Below are 26268 nucleotides of genomic sequence, written 5' to 3'. Positions count from 1 at the left end.
GGTAGACAACTCACCACTGAAATCCCCGCCTCTTTTGAGATGGGGATTTTCTTTTAAAACAAATCGAAGCATCGATTCAAAAGAGCTTCCGAATCGCTATACTCCTTATCAGCTGAGATCAATAGGATTTTTTTCTCCAGATCGCGCAAGCAACCTGCGCTTGAACAAATCCTCAACTGTTTCTCCCCAACCATTTCAGCTCCATAATCCACACCGATATGACCCGCCACCAGGCTTTTCAAGGGATTCTCTTTTCTATCCTCACTCAGTAAATCGAGCATTTGAGACACCATTACATCATACTCCTCCTTGTACTGTTTCTCATTTCCATTCATTAAGATATCCCATAAATAATCTCCTTTTTCGGTGTACATAAATTCCGAACCAATTTGAGGATCGTACTTTTTAATGTTCTCAATATGCTTCGTAAATTCATTTCGATGATTGAAATTCTTCAAGTAATCCAAATCGAATTTCTCATCTGCTCCATAACGATTCGAAGCTCCCGTATGGTTGATTAAAACTCCCCCCTTTGTTCGCAACATCAGCGGCATATTCATAAAGAATTCAATCACCACCTCTCTGCATTTCTGAATTCGATATTCGAACCAGGACGTAAACTCCAAAGGACCTTTCGCCAAAGGAATGTGGTAAATGTGAACGAACTCATGGTTCCCAAGCAGGCATATCACATCACTATCTGGTTGATTGGCTTTTAAGTCCATCAACTCTTCGATCATTTCAAGCGATTCATCTTTCTGTTTGCCAGGATAAGCATGTATCAAATCTCCCAGAAAAACCAGATAATCAGCCTTCCCTTTCATCTTTAGTTGCTGATAGGTCTTCAAAACTTGTCTAAAATCATAGCCATTACCATGCAAATCAGACACAATCATTAGCTTCCCGCTTGAAATATCTCGAATCATTTATTGAAAAATTAAATATCAATTGAGGGGCAAAAGTTCTATAATTTTTATAAATTAAAAAAGTCTCAACTATTTTTATGTAGAATCTCTTAAAACTTTTATTTATGCTTGAAAAATTACTTAAAAATACCAAAGATTACTTTTGGAGACTAAATCGTGATGGGGATGTTGTTCTTGGTAGTTCTGATATCGAACCAAAAGCAAAAGTTACTTTTACAATTACTAAAAAATGGGTCAACATTGCTCCTATCGTAGAAGATAGTCCTGGGAATTACATTGGAAAACCCGAGAATTTTATGAAGAAAAGTAGGGAATATGATTTAATAGTAGATCTGGTTAAGACAGTAAAAACATATTTGAAAGATGATCCTAAAATAGATCATGAAAAATGTCTCGAAAAAACCATGAGACTATTACAAGATTATTATAGCTAAAACGATTTTATGCTAAAATTCACATTATCAACTTTATTCTTCTTTGTTTTTTTGTACTCAAACATGAGTGCTCAAACGGTAAAGAAACTTGAAATTGGAGATAAATTCCCTACCATGAATGGAGAATTGCTTTCATCTAAGGAAATCAGTTTACCAGATCATTGCAAGGGAAAAGTTTCTTTACTGATTGTTGCTTTTAAAAGAGGAACTCAGCCACAAATCGACAGTTGGACCAAACCTGTACTGAAGGAGTTCAGTATGTACGATGAATTCCGATTCATTGAAATCCCAATGATTAGCAACTTTTATTCCTGGATATCCAATTACATTAACACTGGAATGAGAAAGGGAATTGTTCCATCCATGCACAAAAATGTGATGACCTATTACGGACCTCTTTCACATTATTACTCCTACTTTGGAGTAAAAGACAAGAAATTGTGCTATGTTTTCTTATTAGACAAGGAAGGCAAAATCCAATTTATGGATCATGGAGAAAGCCAATCTGACAAGAGCAAGCTACTCATAGATAAAATTAAAACACTACTGATTGATTATACCAACTAAATTTCAGTCATTAGAATTTCAATTGGTATTGGTCCCACTTTTTATCTTTTTTGAATGATGTTTTTGATAAGAAAACTTACTTTTACGTTTTCAATCAAAAGACAAACAAAATGAACAAGAGAGGATTTGCAAGCGATAACTTTTCTGGTGTTCTGCCTGAAGTTTTAGAAGCGATAAACGAAGCGAACCAAGGACATGTAATGGCATATGGTGGCGATCACTATACTGCATCGGCCATTGAGAAATTCAAACACTTATTCGGCGAGAATATTGATGTTTATTTTGCATTTAATGGCACAGGAGCCAATGTAATTGGTTTATCGGTTTTAACGCAATCCTACCACTCTATTCTTTGTCCCGCAACTGCACATATTCAAGTTGATGAATGCGGTGCTCCTGATAAATTCACAGGTTGCAAAGTAATTCCAATCGATACGCCAAACGGAAAACTTACTCCTGAATTAATCAAACCTCAATTGCATGGTTTTGGTTTTGAACACCATTCTCAACCAAAAGTAATTTCAATTACTCAGTGCACCGAGTTGGGAACTGTTTACACCCCTGAAGAGGTTAAAGCCATTTGCGATTTGGCCCACGAGCATGATATGTATGTACATATGGATGGTGCTCGCTTGGCAAATGCCGTGGTTAGTTTAGATGTTGATGTAAAAGAAATTACCACCAATGCTGGAATTGATGTTCTAAGTTTTGGAGGAACCAAAAACGGAATGATGCTTGGTGAAGCTGTGATCTTCTTCAATCCTGAGTTATCGAAGAATGCCAAATACATTCGCAAGCAAAGCATGCAACTTTGCTCAAAAATGAGATACATTGGAGCACAGTTCGATGCAATGCTTACCAATGAACTTTGGTTAAAGACTGCCCGTCATGCCAATGCAATGGCTAAACTTCTTAAAGATGAAGTGGAAAAAATTCCACAGGTTACCATCACGCAAGAAGCACAGACCAATGGAATTTGGGCCTTGTTACCTAAGGATAAAATTGAAAAACTTCAGGAAGAATATTTCTTCTGGATTTGGGATGAACATGCAGGGGAAGTTCGTTGGCTATGTTCTTTCGATACCACCAAAGAAGATATTCTAGGCTTTGTGGATCTTTTGAAAAAAGAATTGGCATAAACCACCATTCTTACCCAAGAAAAACATCAAGCGATAATATAATTTACAAATCTGCCCATTGTTAATTATTACTTACTAATTATTAATTGCTTTTAAATGGCACAACTATTAGAAAATTACTCTTTAAAAAAACACAATACATTCGGCATTGAGGCCAAAGCCAAATATTTCTTTGAGTTCGATACTGAAGAAGAAATACATGATTTCCTGAAGAAGAATAACATCATTGATACCCAATACATCATTTTAGGAGGTGGTAGCAACCTTCTCTTTACCGAAGATTTTAATGGACTGGTACTTCATCCCAATATCAAAGGCATTGAGCTTCTTGATGAAGATGAAGAATCTGTGCTATTACGCGTTGGTTGCAACGAAGAGTGGGATGAATTTGTTGAATGGGCAGTTGAGAATGACCTTTATGGTATCGAAAATCTATCCTTGATTCCAGGTACAGTTGGTGCTTCTCCGGTACAAAACATCGGAGCTTATGGTGTTGAGGTAAGAGAAGTAATCGAGAATGTGGAAGCCATTTCAATCGAAACCAAAGAGGAGGTTATTTTTAGCAACATGCACTGTGAATTCGCTTACCGAAATTCAGTTTTCAAGAAAGAATACAAGAACCTTTTCATCATTACTCATGTACAGTTTCGATTGAAAAAGAAGGCTGAGCTAAAACTTCAATACGGTGCCATCAGCAAAGAGCTGGAAGCATATGATGAAATCAACCTGAAGAACATTCGCAAGGCAATCATTAAAATCCGCGAAAGCAAATTGCCCGATCCTGAGGAGTTGGGGAATGCGGGTAGTTTCTTCAAAAATCCAATTGTGGATAAGGAGAAAGCCGACAAACTAAAAGCACAATACGAAAACTTACCTACCTATGCCGTTAATGATATGGAAACCAAACTGGCTGCTGGTTGGTTAATTGAACAATGCGACTGGAAAGGCAAACGCTTTGGCGATGCTGGAGTTCACAAAGATCAGGCTTTGGTATTGGTAAACTATGGCAATGCCAGTGGCAACGACATCTTGAAACTAGCCAATGATATTCGAAAGTCGGTAATGTTTAAATTTGGTGTGAAGTTGGAAATGGAAGTGAATGCGATATAAAGGATTCACGCAAAGATCGCTAAGATATTTTATAACAAGAACGCAAAGTACTACATCATTAGTCCTTTGCGTTTTTTATTTATTCTTTCTCTGCGTACTCTGCGTGAAACGTAATAGGTGTTTCTTCTACTTCATAATCCTTCTTCGATTCAACTCATTCTGATATTTTCGGGCGTTGCGATTGTGTTCGCGAAGTGTACGTGCAAAGATGTGATAACCTGAAAAATCAGGGTTAGCACAGAAATAAATGTACTTGTGTTTTTCGTAGTCCAACACAGCATTTAATCCCGAAATGGAAGCTTGACGGATTGGCCCTGGAGGCAAACCGCGATACTTGTAGGTATTGTATGGAGAATCTATTTTTTTGTGCTTGTTCAGTACTCTTGTGATGCTAAAATCGCCCAAAGCAAATTTTAAAGTCGGATCAGCATCCAGTTTTATTTTACGATTCAATCGGTTCATGTAAACACCTGCAACGCGAGCCTTTTCATCGTTCTTAATGGTTTCCTCATCAACAATGGAAGCCAAAGTGCTAACTTCAACAGGTGACAATCCAATCTTCTCAGCCTTCCTCATTCTATCGGCATCCCAAAATCTTGAATACTCTTTATACATCCTATCCATAAATTCATTCGTATTGGTGTTCCAATACAGTTGATAGGTATTTGGTATAAACATGCCAATCACGGTTTCTGGCTTAAAACCATATTTTGCAATCAGTTTCTCATCGCGCAAAGCAGTCAACAAGCTAATGGAATCCGCTTCTATCTGTTTGGCAATTTTCCCGGCAAAATCCTCAAGGGTTCTTGTGTTGTTAAAGGTCAGTTGAATCGGACTCTGTACTCCCGATCTTAACAAATTTACCAGGTCGTTATTGTTCATGCCATCCTTAATCAAATAGCGACCTGCATAAATGTGATTTGAGAAATTCTTTTTGTTCATCACCCACTCTAAAGACTTAGAATTTTTCAACCATTCCTGTCCTTCCAATAGTGCAATTACCTCTTCCTGGTTTGCAGAACTAGGGATATACAAATAAGCACTTGTCTCACCTTTTAGGTCAATATTTTTTGAAAAGATTCTGGTGTAAAGATTGAAGAGAATGACTCCTGCTACAATCAAGATCAACATCACAGAAATCAGGAATATTCTTAATGTTTTAGAACGAATGTTTTTTAATCGCAAAAAGTTTATCATTGCTTTGGGTTTGATTATACATGCTAAGTTCGCAAAAATAAAAGAAAAATAAATCATTTGTAATAGTTTCTATTATTACATCTTTTTATAACATTTTGCAAAGACAGCATTAATGCTGTCTCTACACCAATTACATACAATATTGGAAAATATTAAGCATTTCCTTGTATCCACAAGAATGTGTTATCAACAATTTTAAAGGAATGAATTGCCCCAACTTTTTTTTTTACTGATTACTGTTTACTCTTCTCTGTTAATTGTTCACTGATAACTGTTCACTGCTAATTGATAATTGTTATATTTGAATCACACAATTTTAAACTTACACACATGAACATTTCATCGAATTTCGATAGTGGTAAAATAGAGGTAATTGAAGCTCTTGATCCACAAAACATTCAATTGCGAATTCCAAACGATACGAACTCAGAACATTTCCAGTGGTTCCATTTCCGCTTAACAGGAATGCAGGAACAAGCTGTAAAAATGACCATTCAGAATGCAGGCGAAGCTTCTTATCCTGAAGGATACCAGGAATATTATGCAGTTGCTTCTTACGATCGTGAGTACTGGTTTAGAGTTCCAACCTTTTTCGATGGCAAAGAGTTAAGCATTGAGCATACACCAGAATTCAACTCGGTTTACTATGCTTACTTCGCTCCTTTCACCTATGAGCAACATTTGGATTTGGTTCACAATGCACAAATGTCGCAGGAATGTGAATTGGTATCAATTGGTAAAACCGTTGAAGGCAAAGACATCGATATGCTAATTGTTGGTGAGCCAGATGAGAACAAAAAGAAAATTTGGGTAATTGCTCGTCAGCATCCTGGTGAAAGTATGGCAGAATGGTTCATGCAAGGCTTATTGGGCAAATTGTTGGATGAAGACGATCCTGTTGCCAGAACATTGCTAAGCAAAGCGGTTTTCTACATTGTTCCGAACATGAATATCGACGGTAGTATTGCGGGTAACCTTCGCGTAAACACCAAAGGATTCAACTACAACCGCGAGTGGGCAGAACCTAGCGAAGAAAACAGTCCGGAAGTATTCCACGTTCGCAACTTGATGGATGAGTATGGTTGTGATTTGAACCTGGATATCCATGGCGATGAAGCATTGCCTTACAACTTTATTTCTGGTATTGAAGGAATTCCATCCTTCGATGAGAGATTAAAAAATTTAACAGAAAATTTCATTAATACATGGATCGCTACATGTCCTGATTTTCAAGACACTCACGGCTATCCGAAAAACGAACCTGGCAAAGGAAACCTGGCAATCTGCTCAAAACACATTGGGGAACGATTTAAATGTTTATCTTTGACAATCGAAATGCCATTTAAGGACAATAATGATTTACCAGAACCTGAATGTGGTTGGTCACCAGACCGTAGTATTTTACTAGGAGAATCAGTTCTTCAGCCAATTATGAAGGTAGTAGATCACTTAAGATAAGATATTAAAGATTATACTTCTAAGTATATTACTCGAAAGGCCCATACTCAAGCTTCCGTGAGCGTGGGCTTTTTTTATTTTTTAACTTTTCAAAAACTATTCAGCTCTCTATAATTTATAATAGTCAATTCTTTAAAATTATCAGTACCAACCTTTACTTTGTTCCAGTGACCAAAGTGGGCATTGGAAGGTCAAGCTGATTAGACGCAGAAAAATTTTTAGTAAGACGGGGAAGCTGAGAACTTGTTCGAAGATCACCCCGCCGCACTTAAATTTTTCAAGTATAGGCAGTTTTGAACTTACACGCCCTAGATTCTTTGTTTACTTTCTCATCAATGGAGAAAGTAAAAGCCATGCGGCTTGAGCAAATAAAAACTTAGATAATGAGGCACAATACCATTCATTTCATTTGAAATTGAATTGGTTACCCACAGTATTCCATGAAAAACCAACATTTTTAGGCTCGATTCTTGTAAACTTTTTTCATATTTTTAAACAGAAAGCAGAAAAATATGAGATCATACAAATACATACTGAGCCTAGTCCTATTCTTTTCCCTTGCTTCGGCAAATGCGAAAGACTTAAGCAGAGTCGATCAGCTTGTTGGAGGATATCCTGCCAACTTTTCTTCCACCGAAGAGCTTGCTCTTAAAATCACTCGTGATTTTTCAACGGATTTGGAGAAAGTAAGAGCTGCCTATACCTGGATTGCATTACATGTTGCCTACGATACCAAAGCTTTGGGAAAGTCTCAAAGAGTACGCTTTTCCTATCGCTCACAAGCAGAGTTGGAAGCCAAAAAGAGACAGTTCCGAAAGAATTTGGCCCTAAAAACATTAAGCAAACGCAAGGCTTTGTGCGAGGGCTACTCTACCCTAATGCAGGACTTGTGCCACCAAATGAATATCGAATGTGAAATCGTTTCGGGTACTGCTCGTAGAATGATTTCCGAGATAGGCCAGGAAAACTTGCCGTCGAATCACGCATGGAATGCGGTGAAAATAAATGGTTCCTGGCAATTGATCGATGTAACCTGGGCTGCAGGATGGGTGGATTATTCAAAAATGAAATTTAACAAGGAATTTTCATCGGCTTACTTTGCTTCTGATCCCGATGAGTTTGCCATGAAACATTTGCCTGATGATAAAAAATGGCTTCTTGCCAGTAAAATTAAAAACACCACCGACTTTGCGGCGCAGCCCATGCCTTTTAAAGCCTTTTTGGGCAAAAATATAAAGCTGATTGCTCCGCAAAATGGAACTTTGAACATTGTAAAATCCTCAGGCATGCAATTTCTTCTGCAAAATGTACCACCCAATACCGAAATAGCCTACCATTTTAAGAAAGAGAAGTTCGGACAAAAAGTACAGTCATATTCTAAAGGAGATATGCTTGGCTTTACCATTTATCCGAATGTAAAAGGAAGAGATGAGTTGGTAATCTATTTTAATGAAGTGCCAGCACTTGGATACCAAGTAAATGTGAAGTAAATATTCCGTTTTCTATCTCTTGTTGCCCTTAGCCAATAACTTGTCGGTTTTAGCCAATGTCATTCCGACCTTAGCCAATAACTTGCCGGCTTTAGCCAATGTCATTCCGGCCTTAGCAATAACTTGTTGGCCTTAGCCAATGACTTGTCGGCCTTAGCCAAAGGCTTGTCGCCGCTTCCCCATGACTTGTCGGCATTCCTTTATGGTTGCGCGCCATTGGAATGCTATAAAATAGCAACAACATAGCTTAAATCTATAGTTACAATAGGTAAAGGAGTTCGATAAGATCAAAAACTTAGATCGACGAACTTTAGAATTCCAACAACAAATGCAAAAGTTAGGATGCTCAGCACCTCCCAAGTCTTTTAAACGATCAACCTACAAAGCTTAAGCAGCTCTGCTGTTTTACCCATAAATAGAATTGATCATTACAAAGGTACGAAGTACCGTAATATTTCTAGGTTCTTTGATAATGACAAAAATGTAGAAGTACAGCATACCCTTACCTATCCGATTAGGTGTTTTATTTCATATGGAAAGAAAAAAGCTTTCCCCCTTAGGAGAAAGCTTCTAATTTATCTAATTAAATTGTTATTTCATTTTCTAAGTACTCCGAACACCCCTCTGCCTGTCGGCATCTCCCCTAAAGGAGAATTCTAAAAAATGAGGTTTGGACATTGGAATTTGCGTCTTTACTTAGTTTTCTTCGCGGAAGAACAGTTTATAGTAGCTCAAATCGCGAGCTGCATCGTAGCCTTTCTCAATAAACTTGCGCTGTCCGTGGATGTAAACATGGAAGTTCTTGTCCAGCTTTAGTACATGTTTAAAGTAGCGCTGTTCTCCTTTTACGGCGTCGTTGCTAATATCAAATTCCGATTCTACAGTAGTTCCACGCTCGTTCTGATAATATTCCTTGTATTCATCGAAAGCAGAAGCTACCTCAGGTTCTTCGATTACTTCTTGCTTAAACAGGTCTTCGTTAAACTCTTTCTTGTCCTTAAAAAAGTTGATCGACTTGTTCATCAAATCAATCTGATCGGCCTTGGCAACCTCATTCTCATCGTTGTACACTTCGCCAATAAAGCCCTTACACATATCAAGGTAATTCTGAGTATGGTAAAAGTTATCCTCACGAAGTTTCAAATCCAGAAAATCTTCTTTCCAGTACAAAGCATCTTTGTTCGGGTTGGTTTTATCGACAATACAAACCTTAAAGCCTTTTTCCTTTTCGGTATTAAAAATCAGGCAACCTTTATCCAATTTCTTGATATTGATTCCACTCTCGCAGCCCAACTCAAAATTCTCCTGTTTCTGGTATACCTTTAGGAAAGTGTCTTTGTTTTCCGATTTGAAAATCCCCAATGCATTGCAGACCTCACCATCCACCACACATCCAGAAAAGGCAACCAGGTAAAACTCACCTCCTTTAATATTTGGGTGGTTCGATTTTTCGTACAAATGAACCGCAATATTGGTGGATTGATCGTAAAAGCTTTCGTTGTTCTCAAAAAATTCAGAAGCATAGCAGTATACTTCGTTCATGTTTATACCGGCCTCATTTTGGAAATGGTAGAATTCCTCCTTGTTAAAGGCTGTAAGAAAATACTTTAGCAGTACATCTCTAACATCATCATCCTCAATTACGATTTCCGATTTAGAAAGCTTTAGATCCTCCTCAAGGTGTTTATTTCCAACATTGTGCACTACAATGCGGTCCAGATTTATCTCTTCAAAATTAAACATATGTTACTATTTTAAGAACCTGACAAAGATACGCACTTTCGTTAAATATTGAATGTTTTCTTAAAGCAGAGCCTTTAGAAATTGATTACTACAATCAATTCTAGCTATAACGCCCCGTAAATTGCCAACAAAATGAGAGTTACGGTGCTCTGCACCTGTGTATTCACTTACATGATAAAACTATAAATATTAGGCAGCTCTGCTGCCATATTCATGCATCAAAATTGACCATTAACTACGGTGCGGAGCACCAGAATATTTATAGATCCAATGATTAAATGAAAGTAAAGGTAAAGGTACAGAGTACCGTTACTTACTTTTAGAATGACTTTTTTTAATAAAAGCTATCCCTTTACGGAATAGCTTTTAAGTACTTTATTTTTTACAGCCTATGATACCGACTTGTCTTTGGTAGTAGAATTCTCTTTCTTCTCCTTGATCTTCTCCGTATTATCGGCTGTTTTTCTGTCGATTAATTTGTGATAAGGATCAATACCAACACTATGTGGCTTTTTATCCACAATAAACGAGAACTTGTTTTCTTTCGCTGTAATGTGAACTTTCTTGAATAGAATCTCTTGCTCTTCCTTGTTTTCGTCTTCAACAAAAATGGCAAGGTCTATCCAATCATTCATATCGATGTATTGCTTATCATCCTCTTTTTCTTTCAGATTTACCGAGATGCTAACCGATGAATCGTCACTCGAAAGCTCTTTATTTTCTTCGCTCTTGGCATTAATTACCCTGTACTTTTGAGCCTCAACAACAAAATCAACCTTATACTTGCCATCTTCGGTTTTCGATACGTAAGCACTATCCACCTTATTATCGAAAAGGGTGATGGTTTCAAGCATATCGGTAATCACATAGTCTATACTATCAGGCATGTGTTGCTTCATTAAATCAACAAACTCTAAAGATGTGGTGTATGGAGGCTCCTGGAAAGCAACATCGCTAACATACTCGCTAAGGGCTTGATTCAAGTTATTTTCTCCCATATAATCGGCAATGGCATACATGGCAATTGCACCCTTATTGTAGTGAATGTATTGTTGATTTTCGTTATACATTAAAGGCTGCTCTTTCACCTGCTCAGAACCTCTTCCTCTTAAATAACCATTCAGTTCCTCTTTCATGAACTTGCGGATTTTATTCTTAGGATATTTCTTCTCTAACACCTTAATTGCCGAGTATTCAGACAAACTTTCCGACATTAAAGTTGCTCCCTTAACATTCGCTCCAATAACCTGGTGTGCCCACCACTGATGTGCCATTTCGTGAGCGGTAACATGGTATGCATAGTTCACGGCTCCCTCTTTCGACTTATCCTCTTTTGCAATAAAACCAATGGCTTCAGAGAATGGAATTGTATTTGGGAACGACTGAGCAAATGTTCCGTAAGTTCTAGGGAATTCGATAATACGAACCTGTTTATGTTGGTAAGGAGAATAGTTATCGCCATAATATTTAAGCGAAGCTTTCACCGCTTCAACCATATCGGCAATATTGTAATCATGGCCTTTGTGATAATAGATTTCAATATTGATATCCTCATACTTATCGGTATAAACCTCATATTTTCCTGATACCCATGAGTAGAAATTCAGAATGGGAGCATCCATTTTGTAATGGTAATAAGCTCTATCGCCTTCCACTCTTTTCTCTTGCAAATATCCTGGCGCAATCGCAATCTGATCCGCAGAGGTGCTTACTGTGGTTTCAAAATTTACCCAATCGGCACATTCCGAAATATAAGTATTTCCTAATGCGGTAGTATCGGTTGGAGCTGCCATTCTATCACGTTTTGGCAAACCATATTGCTTTCGTACAGTATTATCGATTAACTCTCCTGAACGTGAATAACCAAAACTTGGAAGACCACCATTATTAAAGAAGCTTCCATTGGCTATCACAGGAGAATTGTATTGTAAGAAATGATTCTTCTGATTGCTCAATGTAAAGTGCATTTGCATAGAATCTCCTGGCATTAATGGCTTCTCTAACTTGTAGATATTGTATTGAAATACGGTATCATTACTCACCAATTCTGCCTTTCTTGAAAAGTTAACTGCAGTATTCTTATATCGGTAATTGATATGAACAGAGTCAATAGGCTCATTGCTCTTATTCTTCACAATATAATCCCCCTTCACTTTTAAATCGCTGGTTTCCGGAAAGATGTCAACATCAATCTTGGCATCCACAATACGAGGCTGAGGAATATTATAGTATTTCGAATAAGTTTTCTCAAACTCTACTCTATCCAACTCGCTTTGTTTGGCCGATTTGTATTCGTTTAAAACATTATCGAACCAGTAAATGTATGACCCAACGGCGATAAATCCGATCAGACAAACTGCCAGTGAGACATACAGCGCACGACTTAAGTTTTCCTTTGCTCTTCGGAAACGAATCTTAACGGTTTCTCTAACACCTCTTCGCCAAATGGCCAAACCTAAAATCAATAAAGATGAAGAGAACAATAGCCAGTAAAGTCGATAAAACATAAAGGCCGCTACTCCCCTGCCATATCCATCCATATCAGAATATTGGATTGCTGGTCCTGCATTGAATTTGAATATGTTTTGCTCAATTCCAATTTTCGAAGCAAAAGGACTGATAATCGAAAAGATAAATAGAATAAAAAAGCCAATGTAAAAGTTTGCAAACAGAGACTGAACAAATAAGGATAATCCTGCCCAAACAATGTAAGATGGAAGCATAAACAGGAAGAGCTCAGTAAGATAATGTATCGGCTCGATGTCGTAGTACCCCTCAGAAAGCTGAATTACAATACATGTTGCCATCACTACAAATAGCAGCACCACCTGCATCTTGATTAAGGCAATGAACTTAGAGAAATACTGCACCCAGTTTGGTGTATGTGTAACATCTACCAGTTCAAACATCTTTGCTCTGCGCTCGCGCTGCACCAACATTCCTGAATACAAAAAGGTAATCAATAGAATAAACAATTTGAACATTGAGCTTGGAATCATCAACATTTTCCAGGTGGTAGAATAGGTGGTTGTACCGAATAGATTCATGGTGGTATTGTGACCTATTACCATAAACAGTACTCCTACTGCCACCATAACCATAAATGGAACTGATTTAATGATGAATTTAAAATTCAATTTTGAAATGCTCCACATCAGCTTGATGTTCCAATTGAAACTATTGTCAATATTTACCTTTGGAAGATTGATATCCCTTAGATTGTTGAAATTATCTTTTGTAACTACTGCACTCTTTTTAGAGAACCAACGGAAACTCAAGGCATTCTGAGTAAACTGAAACTTGTAGTAGGTAAGCGAAAAAATCAACAATGATACCGATATCCAAATGATTCTGTTGATCAGAACCAACCCATCCATGGGTAGCAGGTTGGTATTACGCTCTGCTACATTCCAATATTCAGTTGCATTCTGAATGGCCGATGCTCCGAAAGGATCCAGAAGTGCAGCCAATGTTTTACTATCCAACTGGCTCATGTAATTGTCTGAAATACCCTGTATAAAAAACAGTACAATCATGGTAATAAAACCTGCACCTAAGTTTCTTGTGAAAGTAATTACACTAAACACGATGGCTCCAAACAGAAGTATATTAGGCAAAATTACCAAACCATATATCTGTAAAAATGCCAATGGTCTGAATGGCCCAAGTAATTCCGGATTAACCCCTGGCAGTAAAGGTGCTATAATAAAACCCAAGCCAAATATTAAGAATATGGCCAAAGTAACTACAATAGAACTTAGAAACTTGGCAGGAATGTATTCCGATTTCTTAAATGGATAGGAATATAAAATAGAGTGCATTTCAGAACTGAAATCCCTATTCACAGAACCTCCAACAATGGAAGGCAATAGAAAATATCCCAAAGTCAGGATGCCAAAACTATTGAATAAAGCAATAGGTGAATTGGCCAATCGAACCGATGCTACAGTAGCTGTACTTGAGTCGAACACCCCTAAGCTACCAGCCATAATCAAAGTTGATATCACCAAAAGTACCGCTGAATAGATGTATGTAGCTGGGTTTTTGAGCCAGTATTTTAACTCAAACTTAAATAATGTATTAAACTTGCCCATGATTAATTCGATGCTTTAAGTGTAACAAAATATACATCTTCAAGATCTGCTTCCTTTGGTGTAAACAATTCGTCGGGCTGCGTTTCTGAATATACATTTATATTCATGCTGTTGTCATCGTTGAATCGACTGGAAAGAATATCATATTTCTCCTTGTGCTCATTTAAAGCAGAACGCTCGATACATTTGGTCCACATTTTACCTCGCAACTCCTCTACTGATTGCTTTGGAGTTTTATGGGTTAGAATGCTTCCGCCATTCATTATGGCCATGTCGGTACATAATTCCTTTACATCCTCTACAATATGGGTTGAGAAAATAACAATATGGTTGGTACCAATCTCACGCAATACATTCAAGAATCGACTGCGCTCAGCCGGGTCCAAACCAGCTGTTGGCTCATCTACAATAATCAGTTTTGGGTTGTTCAGCAAAAGTTGAGCAATACCAAAACGTTGTTTCATACCTCCTGAATAACCAGCAACATTTTTCTTTCTTGCTTCTGTCAAATTGGTTTGTTCAAGCACAGCATCAACAATTTCTTTACGCTCCTGCTTGTTTGAAATCCCTTTTAATTCAGCAAAGTGCATTAATAAATCTTCGGCTGACATTTTAGGATAAACGCCAAAACTTTGTGGCAAATATCCCAGTGAATTACGCAAGGCCATTTTGTTTTCCATGATATCCGTACCATCAAACACAATACGACCGCTATCACCTTCTTGCAGAGTTGCAATTGTACGCATCAATGTTGACTTTCCCGCTCCGTTTGGTCCTAGTAGACCGAACATTCCAGCCCCTATTTTAATATTAACATCATTTAATGCCTTAACACCATTGTTGTAAGTCTTTGTTAAATTCTCAATTATTAATTCCATTCATTAAAATTTAAGTAATTGTATTATGATATCATTTGAGTAAAGACAAATATATATAATGTTAAGCGAGATCAATCTTCTTCTATCTAATGATTCATAAAAATTCGACAAAGACCTTTTTTCTGCGATAAAATTGAGTTTTTACACTTTATATGTTGTTTATAAAAGATGAGATAATCGATAAATCAATACAACAGGCAAGTGAATTATACAATACTTTTATGGTTCTTTATATAATAGAGTGGGTTATTAAAGCAATTACAAATAAAATGAATAATACTATAATTCTTTACATTAGCTCAAGCCGCATGGCTCATCTTTTCCATTGATGAAAAAGGATGCAAAAAATCTAGGGCGTGTAAGCCCACTATGGCCGCACGAACAAAGTAGAGGTAATATTAAAAGCTTACCCCACTATAAACCATACCGAACCACTTTTATTATTAATAATTAAACTATCAAGCACTTAAAGTCTATTTATTTATGGAAGTTTGAACTTTTCTTTGCTTTCTGTACAACAAGTATCCCACAAATAGAATCCACAAAATTGTAAGTCCTGCAATTGGGATAAAAAGGATGTACATTTTCCCAAAAATGTATTGATAGATGCGGCCGGTATGTACCTCCAAGCAAAGATTCCATAATGACATGGGGCTCTCCTGAATTTCCGATGGCATACTGGTAAATCCCGTATCGTCACTTATATTTCCTGCTCCCAAATTGTAATCGAAAAGAATCTCTCTTCCTTCTTTATCTTTTAAATAGCCTGCAATAGGATGCGCCGCAATGGGTGGTCCCATTCTACGAACTGGTACATGTGGTCGTTTGGTAATGTAATCGAAGATCAAATTTCTTTCAGGCATCCAATAAAAAATACCACTAAACGAACCGACCAAATACTGGTCTTCACCTGCCTTTTCGAATACATTAACCCCCATTACCGAAACCGGAGGTTGATGCTCAAATCTTTCGGGAGCTGTTTCAAACAGGTTATCGCTATAATAAATCCCTTCGTTGGTGGCCAGAACAACTCTGTTCAAGTCCTCATCGTAAAGAACTCTTCGCAATTGATCATACCAAGGGTTTGGATTATCGAGGTGAGTAAAAGGGATCTTATCTACACGACTATTGGCAATGGCAATCAACAATGGAGGGCGAAGAAACATCCCTGTAAGGGTGGTTAAAATGAGAAATACAATTAACCAATTCCCAAAATGATTGTGCCACTTCAAATTGAATTTTAGAAAGCTGATTTTCCTTTTGACAATTCCTCCTCTTTTCTTGATTCTTTTGATCCAATCGGGAAAAAAGAAATAAACCAAACCACTAAAGCTCAGGAATAGAAATATGAAGCCAACAAAATCCACAAACAGCTTCCCTATTGTACCAAAGGCTTCGCCACTGTGAATTTCCCAAAGGGTTTTAAACAGGCTTGTTTTTCCATCGTAATCTGTACTGGCTGGAATATTTACAATTTCGAAAGTATCATCAACTTTCTTAAGCAGATGGCTTCGGGTTAAGATGTATAGATCCTCTTCGATCTCCATAAAATCGACAACTCTCTCCTCCTGTACAGGAAATTCAAGTTTATTCCATTCATTATCCTTGTGCTGATAAAGGCCAAAAAGCGTTCCTGCCAAAAGTTCTCCTGATTTTGTTTGAATGACTTTCTCAATCTTCCAGTTATCAATCCCTTTTGGAAAACCGTAATTAAAATCAGAGAAGGATTTAAAATTGTCAGAACTTTTCCAAACACCAATATTTCCATATATCAAGGATGACTCATCGTTTAAATGTAGTGCTGATTTCACAGCAGCTTTGTTCCAGTTTTTATACTGATATTCCGAACCCAAATACTTGCGGTTTACATCGCAAGAAGAAAACAAAGCACGGTGGTTCATGATAATCCCTGAGATGGAAAACAGGATAATAAACAGAGTAAGCAGCAATGATGGCCACTTGTGGTATTTTTTTAGAAACTGTATTGTTTTGCTTTTAGCCATATCATAAAGATAACATCATAAAAAAACTGCCTGAAAGAACGGCAAGTGTTTCTATCAGACAGTTGTTTTTCTTTTAACCCTAAAATTAAACTAAACCTTTATACCTAAGTGAAATTGCACCCTGTACAAACTCCCTCTCATCATACTTCAATCAGGCGCAATTTTATCAGTTATATACTAGTTCAAGAACATTTTCATGTCTTCGTCTACAGTACCAATTCCGCCAATTCCGAATGTTTCTACCAACACGTTTGCTACGTTTGGAGATAGGAAGGCTGGCAATGTAGGTCCTAAGTGGATGTTTTTAACACCTAGGTGAAGAAGAGCTAGCAATACGATAACCGCTTTTTGTTCGTACCATGCAATGTTGTAAGCAATTGGAAGGTCGTTGATATCGTTCAATTCAAATACTTCTTTCAATTTTAATGCAATTACTGCCAATGAGTAAGAGTCATTACACTGACCAGCATCCAATACACGTGGAATACCTCCGATATCACCTAACTCCAATTTGTTGTAACGATACTTGGCACAACCTGCAGTTAAAATTACAGTATCTTGTGGCAACTTAGCAGCAAACTCTGTGTAGTAATCACGACCTTTCATTCTACCGTCGCAACCAGCCATTACGAAGAACTTACGTATAGCACCTGATTTTACAGCATCAACAACTTTATCAGCAACCTGCATTACCTGGTTATGAGCGAATCCACCAACAATCTTACCTTTTTCAATCTCAGTTGGAGCAGCACAAGTCTTCGCTAATTCTATAATTTCTGAGAAATCTTTCTTTCCATTTTCATCAGCAGCAATGTGCTTGAATCCTGGGAAACCTGATGCACCAGTAGTGTATACTTTATCCTTATACGTTGAAGTCGCTTTAGGAGGAACAATACAGTTGGTAGTGAACAAGATTGGTCCGTTGAAAGTTTCGAACTCTTCGTTCTGCTTCCACCATGCATTACCGTAGTTACCTACAAAGTGCTCGTACTTTTTAAATGCTGGATAATAGTTTGCTGGCAACATTTCAGAGTGCGTGTAAACATCGACACCGGTTCCTTCAGTTTGTTTCAACAACTCTTCCATATCTTTCAAGTCGTGACCTGAAATCAGGATACCTGGCTTGTCGCTAACCCCAATGTTAACCTCTGTTACTTCTGGATTACCGTAAGCAGATGTATTTGCCTCATCCAAAGTAGCCATTGCAGTTACACCATTAGCACCACACTTCATTACCATAGCTACCAAATCATCAGCAGAAAGAGTATCATCAGTAGTTGCTACCAAAGCTTCTTGCATAAAAGCGTACAATTCAGCTTTTTCGAAGCCTAAGTTGTAAGCGTGCTCTGTGTAAGCTGCCAAACCTTTCAATCCATAAGTTAACAACTCACGCAATGAACGTACATCTTCGTTTTCTGTAGCCAGAATACCAACTACACGAGCTTTTGCATCAAAATCATTTTCTGTATCAGCAAACCAAGTTGCAGAGTGATGACGATCGCCGAAAGAAACACCAGCTTCTTCAGCTTGCTTTTTAATTTCTTCTCTTAATTTTAATCCTTCGCGAATTGCTTCAACGAATTTTACTTTATCGAAGTTTGCGTTAGTGATCGTCATAAACAATCCAGTCATAATGAAATTGTTTACTTTCTCATTTTCAACACCAGCTTCGCGAGCTTTTACACTGTACAATGAAATTCCTTTCATTACATACATTAGTAGATCCTGAATGTTTGCAACCTCATCGGTCTTACCACAAACTCCTTTAATTGTACAACCAGTCCCTTTAGCTGCTTCCTGACATTGATAACAAAACATGCTCATAATAGTATTTTTTTAGTGTTATTTATTTTCGGTTTATTCAATTTACAAAATCAAAAGGAAGTGATATAATTTATTTTCGCCATACTCTATCGCCTTTTGACATTACAAATATCCGACTTTGAGTATGTAAAAAGTGTAACGGATGTTACAAACGCTAAAATATTTCAGATTTTTTTATCTTTTTTTCTCTTACATGAGTTTTGAGCCAAAAAAACCCAACCGAAATTCGATTGGGATTGGGAGTATATTATATATACATTAAAGTCTTTTAAACATTTTTTTGAGCTTCTCTTTTAGCTCGCACTTCGATTTCTTATAACTGGCTAGTTGGGTAACTGTTAAAATCTCTTTGAAATTAACTTCTTTTTGAAGCAAACTATCGCGCACAGCTTGCATACAGGAAAAACCATCCTTTTCGTTAGTAAGACGATCTATTTCCTTCTCACATTCCAAATTTAAAACCTGAATTTTTAATACCTGATCGGAACTTAATTCCAGTTTTTTGGTCATCCACCTAGTAATAACATCAGCTCGCTTTTCTGCTTCCGACATTTTTTTGGCGCTTACTGAAACGCTAAATAGAACAAATAATAGAATCAAACTTCTCTGTACAAACTTCATAAACCTCTCTTTTAATTCTAAAATATACACACTACTTCCAACGTATGCCTTTGAAAAATGTTTTACAAATCGATAGAAAAATATAAAAAAATAAAGAATTCAACAAACAGATAATCAATATTATTCGCTTTTTGATCAAGCCACATGGAATTCTATAGAACATCTATAACTTATAAAGTTAAGCATACCATTAATTAAGAAATAATTCATAATTTGCGCTTTCTTTTATATCGGATCTGAACTAATATTGTTAATCATTAACATCAGAAGATATAATAAATCGAATAACTTGTGAAGTTGAAACTATTAAGAGAATGAATATGAAATCGATAAATATACATGCCGATACAAAAGCCTTAATTTTTGATTTAGATGGAACCTTAGCGGATACAATGCCATTGCATTTTGAAGCTTGGAAAAAGGCCGCAGAAATAATGGGAGTAGAATACTCTTTTGAATGGTTATCTGCTTGTGCAGGAATGCCATCATCTAAAATTATTGAAAAACTAAATAGAGAATACAACCATTCTATTGATCCGCAGGAATTCTCCACTATTAAAGAAGAATTTTTTGCAAAGGAGATGCATAAGATAACTGAAATTAAACCTGTAACGGACTTGGTTTATAAATACCATAACCAGATTCCAATGGCAGTAGGCACAGGAGGTAAGAGGGATATTGCTCAAGAAACTATGGAGATTCTTGGACTGGATAAATACATTCCAATTTTGGTGAGTGCTGATGATGTAAAGAATCACAAGCCAGAGCCAGAAACCTTTTTGAAATGTGCCGAGTTGATGGGAATAGAACCTCAATTCTGCCAGGTATTTGAAGATGGACTGTTAGGAATACAAGCAGCAGAAAAAGCAGGTATGATGGTTACTGATGTTACTCCATATTACTAAATCAATAAGAACATATCATGTTAAAAAAATTACTTTTACTAATTTCCGTTGCACTCGTAATAGCATCTTGTAGCAAGGAAACAAGGGAATATACTATTGCATTCTATAATGTCGAAAATTTATTCGACACGATTAATCACCCAGAAAAATGATGATGATTTCACTCCTGAAGGCAAATTAAAGTTCAATAGTGAACGATATGAGGATAAACTGGAAAAATTAGCCCAAGTTCTTTCTTCAATTGACACATTACGTTTACCTAGCATTATCGGTTTGTGTGAGATTGAAAACCAAAAAGTAATTGAAGATCTTTGCAGACAAGAGACTTTAATTAAAGGAAATTATGGAATTGCGCATAGTGAAAGTCCAGATAAAAGAGGTATTGATTGTGCTCTAATCTACAAAAAGGAGGATTTTAAATACCTAAAGCATGAAGCAATTGGCATTCAATTTCCTTGGGAACCGAATTACAAAACTCGTGATATTTTATATGTAGAAGGTATTATTGGCACAGATACGGTTCATGTTTTTGTTAACCATTGGCCTTCGAGACGTGGCGGTTTGGAAAAATCGGAAAAGAACAGAGTATTTGTTGCCGAACAATTGAAAAGTGCTGTTGATGGGATTCAAACTAAAAATCCTGCTGCAAACATCATCATCATGGGTGACTTTAACGATGAGCCAAACAACAAATCGATTAGCCAAACATTAAATGCAGGTAACAATCAAAACTCATCAAATCCTTCATATTTGTACAACCTTGTTTATAATATGGATGCCGAAGGACAAGGAACTTACAACTATCGAGGCGATTGGAACATGCTTGATAATTTGATTGTTTCAAACTCATTGTTGAATGAGAAAAACGGTCTTCATACTTCTTACGATGCAGGTAAGGTATTTAAGAAAGATTGGATTTGTTACAAAAACAAGCAAGGTGTTCTTGTTCCTAGCAGAACCTATGGTGGACCTAATTACTTTGGAGGATACAGTGATCATTTTCCGGTTTACTTTAAAATTTCCAAGTAAGTTTACACAACATAAAGCATTGCCGGCTATTTAAAATAGTCGGCATTTTTTGTACCAAAACAATTTCAAGTTCATCTGTTAATATTTTATAAACTTATAAATATTAAAATGCGTTGGTATAATGCCGATACATATTCAACGTGCTTTTATAAGTGAAACACAATAAAGGCGCTCCCTAATGCTTGGAGAATTGAATAGTAATCGGTATTACATGATTTTGCCATCCCGATGATTATCGGGAGGAAGCCGAAAGATTTAAATAATTATAACATTTTGTATTTAATAATTATTTAAATCATGCTCGTTTCACAATGTTTCTCTATTTTAGCATTGCTTTGTAGGATAGAAAAAGAGGGTTATGGATTTTAAAATTGTATCGAAATTTAAACCAACAGGCGATCAGCCTGAGGCGATTGAAGAACTTTGTAATGGATTGAATGATGGTTCCCCATTTCAAACTCTTCTTGGGGTTACAGGTTCGGGTAAAACATTTACTGTAGCGAATGTAATTCAGGAAGTTCAAAGGCCGACTTTGGTTTTAAGTCATAACAAAACCCTTGCTGCACAGCTTTATGGCGAGTTCAAAAATTTCTTTCCAAATAATGCTGTTGAATATTTTGTTTCGTATTACGATTATTATCAACCAGAAGCCTATCTTCCAGTAACCGATACATATATCGAGAAAGATCTTTCCATTAATGATGAGATCGAAAAGTTAAGACTTAGCGCAACTTCAGCCCTACTTTCCGGAAGAAAAGATGTCATTGTAGTTTCATCAGTTTCATGCTTGTACGGTATTGGTAATCCCGAAGATTTCCACAATAATGTTACGGTTTTGGAAAAAGGTCAGGTTATTTCACGCAATAAGCTTCTGTTTGCATTTGTTGATGCTCTATATTCCAGAAACGAAGTTGAATTTGAACGGGGACATTTCCGTGTAAAAGGTGACACTGTGGATATCTATCCCGCTTACGCTGATTTTGCCTACAGAATTATTTTTTGGGATGATGAAATTGATGAAATCTATTCTTTCGATCCAATCAATGGGTTAAAAATTGAAGATTACGATCGAATTACCATTTATCCAGCCAATATATTTGTTACCAGTAAAGATCGAGTTAAATCGGCCATTCATCAAATACAAGATGATATGGTTGCTCATGTTGCTTTCTTAAAAGAAATCGGGAAACATTTGGAAGCAAAACGATTGGAAGAAAAAGTAAGTTTCGATTTGGAAATGATCAGAGAACTTGGTCACTGTTCTGGTATCGAGAATTATTCAAGATATTTTGATGGAAGACCTGCAGGAACACGTCCTTTCTGCTTAATCGACTATTTCCCGGATGATTTCCTAATGGTAATCGATGAAAGTCATGTTACCATACCACAAATTCGTGCCATGTATGGTGGCGATCATTCCAGGAAAATTAATTTGGTAGAATATGGTTTCCGTTTGCCTGCTGCGCTAGATAACAGACCTTTAAAATTTGAAGAATTCGAAGAAGTAACCAATCAGACCATATATGTTAGTGCTACTCCTGCTGATTACGAACTGGAAAAGTGTGAAGGAGTTGTAGTTGAACAGGTAATTCGCCCTACAGGACTGCTAGATCCTCAAATTGATGTTCGCCCAAGTTTAAATCAGATTGATGATTTAATTGCAGAAATCAATGAACGAACTGAAAAAGATGAACGAACACTAGTCACCACTCTTACCAAACGAATGGCAGAAGAATTATCGGAATACTTTGCCAATTTAAGCATACGATGTCGTTACATTCACTCTGATGTGGATACATTGGATCGCATAAAAATAATGGAAGATCTTAGAAATGGTGAGTTCGATGTTTTGATTGGTGTTAACTTACTTCGCGAAGGTTTGGATTTGCCAGAAGTATCGTTGGTTGCAATTCTTGATGCCGATAAGGAAGGTTTCCTGCGCTCTACCCGATCATTGATTCAGACTTCAGGTAGAGCAGCACGTAATGTAAATGGTAAGGTAATCATGTATGCCGATAAGATTACCAAATCGATGAAAGAGACAATTGATTCTACCAATCATCGTCGTGAGAAACAATTGGCCTACAATCAGAAACATGGCATTACTCCACAGCAGATTGTGAAATCAAAGAAAAGCATTATCGAACAAACTCAAAAAGCCGAACCAAATGCATATGCAGGGCCTGAAACGGTCGAAATTGCAGCAGATCCTGTGGTACAATACATGAGCAAAGAAAGTTTGGAAAAGAGTATTGAGAAAACGAAGAAATTAATGCAAAAAGCTGCAAAAGATATGGATTTCCTACAAGCTGCTCAATATCGAGATGAGATGTACAAATTGCACGAACAATTAAAAGAGAAAAACTCAAAGTAAGGAAAATAAAAAAGCAGTTTCTTTCGAAACTGCTTTAGTTATCTCACGGGAACTGTTATCCCAAATATGATTTCAATAATTTGCTTCGGGAAGTATGACGCAAACGACGAATCGCTTTTTCTTTAATCTGACGAACACGTTCACGTGTCAATCCAAATTTTTCGCCAATTTCTTCCAAGGTCATTTCTTGAATTCCAATACCGAAGAATAACTTAATAATATCACTTTCTCTCTCGGTTAGAGTAGCTAAAGCTCTATCAATTTCTCTGGTTAAGGACTCATTCAAGAGACTTCTGTCTGCGATTGGAGAATCATCATTCACCAATACATCCAACAAACTGTTGTCCTCTCCGTCAACAAACGGAGCATCGACAGAAATGTGACGACCTGAAACACGTAGGGTATCTGCAACTTTATCTGCAGGTAACTCCAAGGACTCTGCTAATTCTTCAGGAGATGGCTTTCTTTCATGTTCTTGCTCGAATTTCGAAAATGCTTTGTTGATCTTGTTCAACGAACCAACCTGGTTCAATGGTAATCGAACGATTCGAGACTGCTCTGCCAAAGCCTGAAGGATAGACTGACGAATCCACCATACAGCGTAAGAAATGAATTTAAAACCACGAGTTTCATCAAACTTTTCTGCTGCTTTAATCAATCCCAAATTTCCTTCATTGATCAAGTCAGGTAGACTTAACCCTTGATTCTGGTATTGCTTAGCTACAGAAACAACGAAACGCAAATTTGCTCTGGTTAACTTTTCCAAAGCTCTTTGGTCGCCTTTTTTGATTCGCTGCGCCAATTCAACCTCTTCCTCAACTGTAATAAGATCTTCTTTACCAATCTCTTGCAAGTACTTATCTAACGACGCACTCTCACGATTGGTAATTGATTTAGTTATCTTTAATTGTCTCATAGTCCCTTTTCATCGAAAATATTTCGCAAAATTAGACTTTTTAATAAAAAAAAGTCAAAATTAATTGCCATTTTATTCGAATATTTATATTTTTCTCGTTTGATTTCTATTCATCATTCTTAAGAGAAAAGGCATAGTATTTTACGCTGCCATTAGGATAGATACCAGAAATAAATACTCCTCCATCCTTAACGCTCTGTAACGCCTCTTCAATATCATTTACTCTATAAATTGGTGTATTGTTAATCTTGTAGATGATAAAACCTTCTTTAATATTCTCCTCTCTTAATTTCCCACTACGCAGATTCTTCACTTTAACTCCCCTATTGATTTGAAGTCGGTACTTCTCTTTAGCAGAAATTGGCTCGAATTCAGCACCCAGGAAAGCTAAACCACTCGATTTTATCACCTCGGTATTTCCTAACCTGTTACGTAAAACAACATCAAATTGTTTCTTTTTACCATCTCTTTTTACTAAAACTTCTATCTCATCACCAGGACGATACTTGCTCACCTGCTCTTGTAACTCAGAACTTGAATTTACCGTTATACCATTAATCTCGAGTATAACATCTCCTTTTTTGATCCCTACTTCACCTGCAGCACCCTCTTCTGTTAGATCTGCAACGTAAACACCTTCAATTTTTTCCAACCCATAAGCTTCAGCCAATGCAGCATCAACTGTTTGAATGGAAACTCCTATAATAGCTCTTTGCACCTTACCAAATTCTTTTAAATCAGCGATTACCTTCTTCACTATCGTAACTGGTATAGCAAATGAATATCCTGAGTATGAGCCTGTTCTTGATTCAATTGCAGTATTGATACCTACTAACCTTCCTTTTGTGTCAACCAAAGCTCCACCACTATTTCCAGGATTTACAGCAGCATCTGTTTGCAAAAATGATTCAATACTCAAACTGCGATCGCGCATTATTCCCAGATTTCTGGCTTTAGCACTAATAATACCAGCCGTAACCGTAGAAGTTAGATTAAATGGATTTCCTACTGCCAATACCCACTCTCCTAGTTTTAATTCATCAGAATTACCAAAACTCATGGCAGGTAAATCTTCTTCTTCAATTTTAATCAATGCCAAGTCAGTGTATGGATCCTGTCCTACCAACTTCGCCTCATAGGATCTTTTATCTTGTAGAACTACATTTATTAAATTAGAACCTTTCACTACATGATTGTTTGTCACGATGTAACCATCTTCTGATATAATTACACCAGACCCAGATCCTAAACTTGGTTGCGGTTGATAATCTCTTCTACTATTACCAAAAAGAAAATCATAGAATGGATTGGACTGATACTCTTCGTTCGTATATAAAGTTTTTACATGTACTACCGATTTTACCGATGATTCTGCGGCCAGTGTTAAATCCACCTGCCCCGTTACATTTTGCGGAAGACTTGTTAATTGTATCGCATTTGGCTCCTTTACAGTGATAATTTTCTGTTCTTTATCAAAAAATAACACAAATAAAATAATGGCAATACCCCCACCAAATACTGCAGTTAAAACTCTTCCAAAAAACATTTTAGCTTTCATAA

Annotated in this window: 19 protein-coding genes; 9 read left to right on the top strand and 10 right to left on the bottom strand. The window is 36.9% G+C overall.

What is annotated here, in order from left to right; all coding sequences use genetic code 11:
• Nucleotides 1-53: 53 nt before the first annotated feature.
• Nucleotides 54-926 (bottom strand): metallophosphoesterase family protein, encoded by an 873-nt coding sequence (locus JCM15579_RS10600; RefSeq protein WP_054719734.1) that lies wholly within the window; start codon nucleotides 924-926, stop codon nucleotides 54-56.
• A 104-nt stretch (nucleotides 927-1030) separates the two neighbouring features.
• On the opposite strand from JCM15579_RS10600, the gene JCM15579_RS10595 reads away from it, so the two are divergent.
• The 4 genes from JCM15579_RS10595 to murB all read left to right on the top strand — a co-directional run bounded on the left by JCM15579_RS10595 (nucleotide 1031) and on the right by murB (nucleotide 4176).
• Nucleotides 1031-1360, top strand: a complete 330-nt coding sequence (locus tag JCM15579_RS10595; protein WP_054719732.1) for a hypothetical protein — start codon at nucleotides 1031-1033, stop codon at nucleotides 1358-1360.
• A gap of 63 nt (nucleotides 1361-1423) precedes the next feature.
• Nucleotides 1424-1927: a hypothetical protein gene (locus JCM15579_RS10590; RefSeq protein ID WP_172677417.1), complete on the top strand. Its 504-nt coding sequence runs from the start codon at nucleotides 1424-1426 to the stop codon at nucleotides 1925-1927.
• Between the two features lie 110 nt (nucleotides 1928-2037).
• Nucleotides 2038-3066: a threonine aldolase family protein gene (locus JCM15579_RS10585; protein ID WP_054719727.1), complete on the top strand. Its 1029-nt coding sequence runs from the start codon at nucleotides 2038-2040 to the stop codon at nucleotides 3064-3066.
• Nucleotides 3067-3162: 96 nt separating this feature from the next.
• Entirely contained in the window at nucleotides 3163-4176 is a 1014-nt protein-coding gene (gene murB, locus JCM15579_RS10580; protein WP_054719725.1) for a UDP-N-acetylmuramate dehydrogenase, read from the top strand.
• Between the two features lie 126 nt (nucleotides 4177-4302).
• On the opposite strand, the gene mltG is transcribed toward murB, so the two are convergent.
• Nucleotides 4303-5373 carry an endolytic transglycosylase MltG gene (gene mltG, locus JCM15579_RS10575; RefSeq protein ID WP_054719722.1) on the bottom strand — a complete coding sequence of 357 codons (1071 nt, stop codon included), beginning with the start codon at nucleotides 5371-5373 and terminating at the stop codon, nucleotides 4303-4305.
• Nucleotides 5374-5703: 330 nt separating this feature from the next.
• On the opposite strand from mltG, the gene JCM15579_RS10570 reads away from it, so the two are divergent.
• Together JCM15579_RS10570 and JCM15579_RS10565 are read left to right on the top strand one after the other, a co-directional pair.
• Entirely contained in the window at nucleotides 5704-6831 is a 1128-nt protein-coding gene (locus JCM15579_RS10570) for a M14 family metallopeptidase (RefSeq protein ID WP_054719719.1), read from the top strand.
• Between the two features lie 512 nt (nucleotides 6832-7343).
• On the top strand, nucleotides 7344-8321 hold the full coding sequence (locus JCM15579_RS10565) for a transglutaminase domain-containing protein (protein ID WP_054719716.1): 978 nt from the start codon (nucleotides 7344-7346) through the stop codon (nucleotides 8319-8321).
• Nucleotides 8322-9017: 696 nt separating this feature from the next.
• On the opposite strand, the gene JCM15579_RS10560 is transcribed toward JCM15579_RS10565, so the two are convergent.
• The 6 genes from JCM15579_RS10560 to JCM15579_RS10535 form a co-directional block, all read right to left on the bottom strand.
• Nucleotides 9018-10064: a nucleoid-associated protein gene (locus JCM15579_RS10560; RefSeq protein WP_054719714.1), complete on the bottom strand. Its 1047-nt coding sequence runs from the start codon at nucleotides 10062-10064 to the stop codon at nucleotides 9018-9020.
• Between the two features lie 389 nt (nucleotides 10065-10453).
• The gene (locus JCM15579_RS10555) at nucleotides 10454-14158 is read right to left on the bottom strand and encodes an ABC transporter permease/M1 family aminopeptidase (RefSeq protein ID WP_054719711.1); all 3705 of its coding nucleotides are present in this window, start codon (nucleotides 14156-14158) and stop codon (nucleotides 10454-10456) included.
• 2 nt (nucleotides 14159-14160) lie between these two features.
• Complete coding sequence (locus JCM15579_RS10550; RefSeq protein WP_054719708.1) at nucleotides 14161-15036, bottom strand: ABC transporter ATP-binding protein; 876 nt, start codon at nucleotides 15034-15036, stop codon at nucleotides 14161-14163.
• A gap of 473 nt (nucleotides 15037-15509) precedes the next feature.
• Nucleotides 15510-17039, bottom strand: coding sequence for a PepSY domain-containing protein (locus JCM15579_RS10545; protein ID WP_083464637.1), 1530 nt, complete (start codon nucleotides 17037-17039; stop codon nucleotides 15510-15512).
• Nucleotides 17040-17216: 177 nt separating this feature from the next.
• Nucleotides 17217-18863, bottom strand: coding sequence for a hydroxylamine reductase (hcp, locus tag JCM15579_RS10540; RefSeq protein WP_054719702.1), 1647 nt, complete (start codon nucleotides 18861-18863; stop codon nucleotides 17217-17219).
• 258 nt (nucleotides 18864-19121) lie between these two features.
• Entirely contained in the window at nucleotides 19122-19484 is a 363-nt protein-coding gene (locus JCM15579_RS10535; protein WP_054719700.1) for a hypothetical protein, read from the bottom strand.
• 320 nt (nucleotides 19485-19804) lie between these two features.
• On the opposite strand from JCM15579_RS10535, the gene JCM15579_RS10530 reads away from it, so the two are divergent.
• The 3 genes from JCM15579_RS10530 (at nucleotide 19805) to uvrB (ending at nucleotide 23792) form a co-directional block, all read left to right on the top strand.
• Nucleotides 19805-20389: an HAD family hydrolase gene (locus tag JCM15579_RS10530; RefSeq protein WP_054719870.1), complete on the top strand. Its 585-nt coding sequence runs from the start codon at nucleotides 19805-19807 to the stop codon at nucleotides 20387-20389.
• Between the two features lie 108 nt (nucleotides 20390-20497).
• On the top strand, nucleotides 20498-21418 hold the full coding sequence (locus JCM15579_RS10525; protein ID WP_054719698.1) for an endonuclease/exonuclease/phosphatase family protein: 921 nt from the start codon (nucleotides 20498-20500) through the stop codon (nucleotides 21416-21418).
• 358 nt (nucleotides 21419-21776) lie between these two features.
• On the top strand, nucleotides 21777-23792 hold the full coding sequence (gene uvrB, locus JCM15579_RS10520) for an excinuclease ABC subunit UvrB (RefSeq protein ID WP_054719695.1): 2016 nt from the start codon (nucleotides 21777-21779) through the stop codon (nucleotides 23790-23792).
• A 55-nt stretch (nucleotides 23793-23847) separates the two neighbouring features.
• Here the strand turns inward: uvrB and JCM15579_RS10515 are convergent, their stop codons facing one another.
• Nucleotides 23848-24708 carry a sigma-70 family RNA polymerase sigma factor gene (locus JCM15579_RS10515; protein WP_054719691.1) on the bottom strand — a complete coding sequence of 287 codons (861 nt, stop codon included), beginning with the start codon at nucleotides 24706-24708 and terminating at the stop codon, nucleotides 23848-23850.
• A gap of 106 nt (nucleotides 24709-24814) precedes the next feature.
• Nucleotides 24815-26266 (bottom strand): S1C family serine protease, encoded by a 1452-nt coding sequence (locus JCM15579_RS10510; RefSeq protein ID WP_054719688.1) that lies wholly within the window; start codon nucleotides 26264-26266, stop codon nucleotides 24815-24817.
• Nucleotides 26267-26268: the final 2 nt, after the last annotated feature.

This window comes from Marinifilum fragile JCM 15579, from assembly GCF_001310955.1.
In the GTDB taxonomy this organism is placed as follows: Bacteria; Bacteroidota; Bacteroidia; order Bacteroidales; family Marinifilaceae; genus Marinifilum; species Marinifilum fragile.
Note: the sequence above shows the minus strand (reverse complement) of the source record. Positions and strands in the feature narration are given on the sequence as shown.

Coding starts and splice junctions, on each gene's coding strand:
- JCM15579_RS10545 (WP_083464637.1), bottom strand. CDS start 17,039: ATGGCTAAAAGCAAAACAATACAGTTTCTAAAAAAATACCACAAGTGG.
- JCM15579_RS10555 (WP_054719711.1), bottom strand. CDS start 14,158: ATGGGCAAGTTTAATACATTATTTAAGTTTGAGTTAAAATACTGGCTC.
- JCM15579_RS10570 (WP_054719719.1), top strand. CDS start 5,704: ATGAACATTTCATCGAATTTCGATAGTGGTAAAATAGAGGTAATTGAA.
- JCM15579_RS10530 (WP_054719870.1), top strand. CDS start 19,805: ATGAAATCGATAAATATACATGCCGATACAAAAGCCTTAATTTTTGAT.
- JCM15579_RS10535 (WP_054719700.1), bottom strand. CDS start 19,484: ATGAAGTTTGTACAGAGAAGTTTGATTCTATTATTTGTTCTATTTAGC.
- JCM15579_RS10585 (WP_054719727.1), top strand. CDS start 2,038: ATGAACAAGAGAGGATTTGCAAGCGATAACTTTTCTGGTGTTCTGCCT.
- JCM15579_RS10590 (WP_172677417.1), top strand. CDS start 1,424: ATGAGTGCTCAAACGGTAAAGAAACTTGAAATTGGAGATAAATTCCCT.
- murB (WP_054719725.1), top strand. CDS start 3,163: ATGGCACAACTATTAGAAAATTACTCTTTAAAAAAACACAATACATTC.
- JCM15579_RS10525 (WP_054719698.1), top strand. CDS start 20,498: ATGTCGAAAATTTATTCGACACGATTAATCACCCAGAAAAATGATGAT.
- hcp (WP_054719702.1), bottom strand. CDS start 18,863: ATGAGCATGTTTTGTTATCAATGTCAGGAAGCAGCTAAAGGGACTGGT.
- JCM15579_RS10565 (WP_054719716.1), top strand. CDS start 7,344: ATGAGATCATACAAATACATACTGAGCCTAGTCCTATTCTTTTCCCTT.
- JCM15579_RS10510 (WP_054719688.1), bottom strand. CDS start 26,266: ATGAAAGCTAAAATGTTTTTTGGAAGAGTTTTAACTGCAGTATTTGGT.
- JCM15579_RS10550 (WP_054719708.1), bottom strand. CDS start 15,036: ATGGAATTAATAATTGAGAATTTAACAAAGACTTACAACAATGGTGTT.
- mltG (WP_054719722.1), bottom strand. CDS start 5,373: ATGATAAACTTTTTGCGATTAAAAAACATTCGTTCTAAAACATTAAGA.
- JCM15579_RS10595 (WP_054719732.1), top strand. CDS start 1,031: ATGCTTGAAAAATTACTTAAAAATACCAAAGATTACTTTTGGAGACTA.
- JCM15579_RS10515 (WP_054719691.1), bottom strand. CDS start 24,708: ATGAGACAATTAAAGATAACTAAATCAATTACCAATCGTGAGAGTGCG.
- JCM15579_RS10560 (WP_054719714.1), bottom strand. CDS start 10,064: ATGTTTAATTTTGAAGAGATAAATCTGGACCGCATTGTAGTGCACAAT.
- uvrB (WP_054719695.1), top strand. CDS start 21,777: ATGGATTTTAAAATTGTATCGAAATTTAAACCAACAGGCGATCAGCCT.
- JCM15579_RS10600 (WP_054719734.1), bottom strand. CDS start 926: ATGATTCGAGATATTTCAAGCGGGAAGCTAATGATTGTGTCTGATTTG.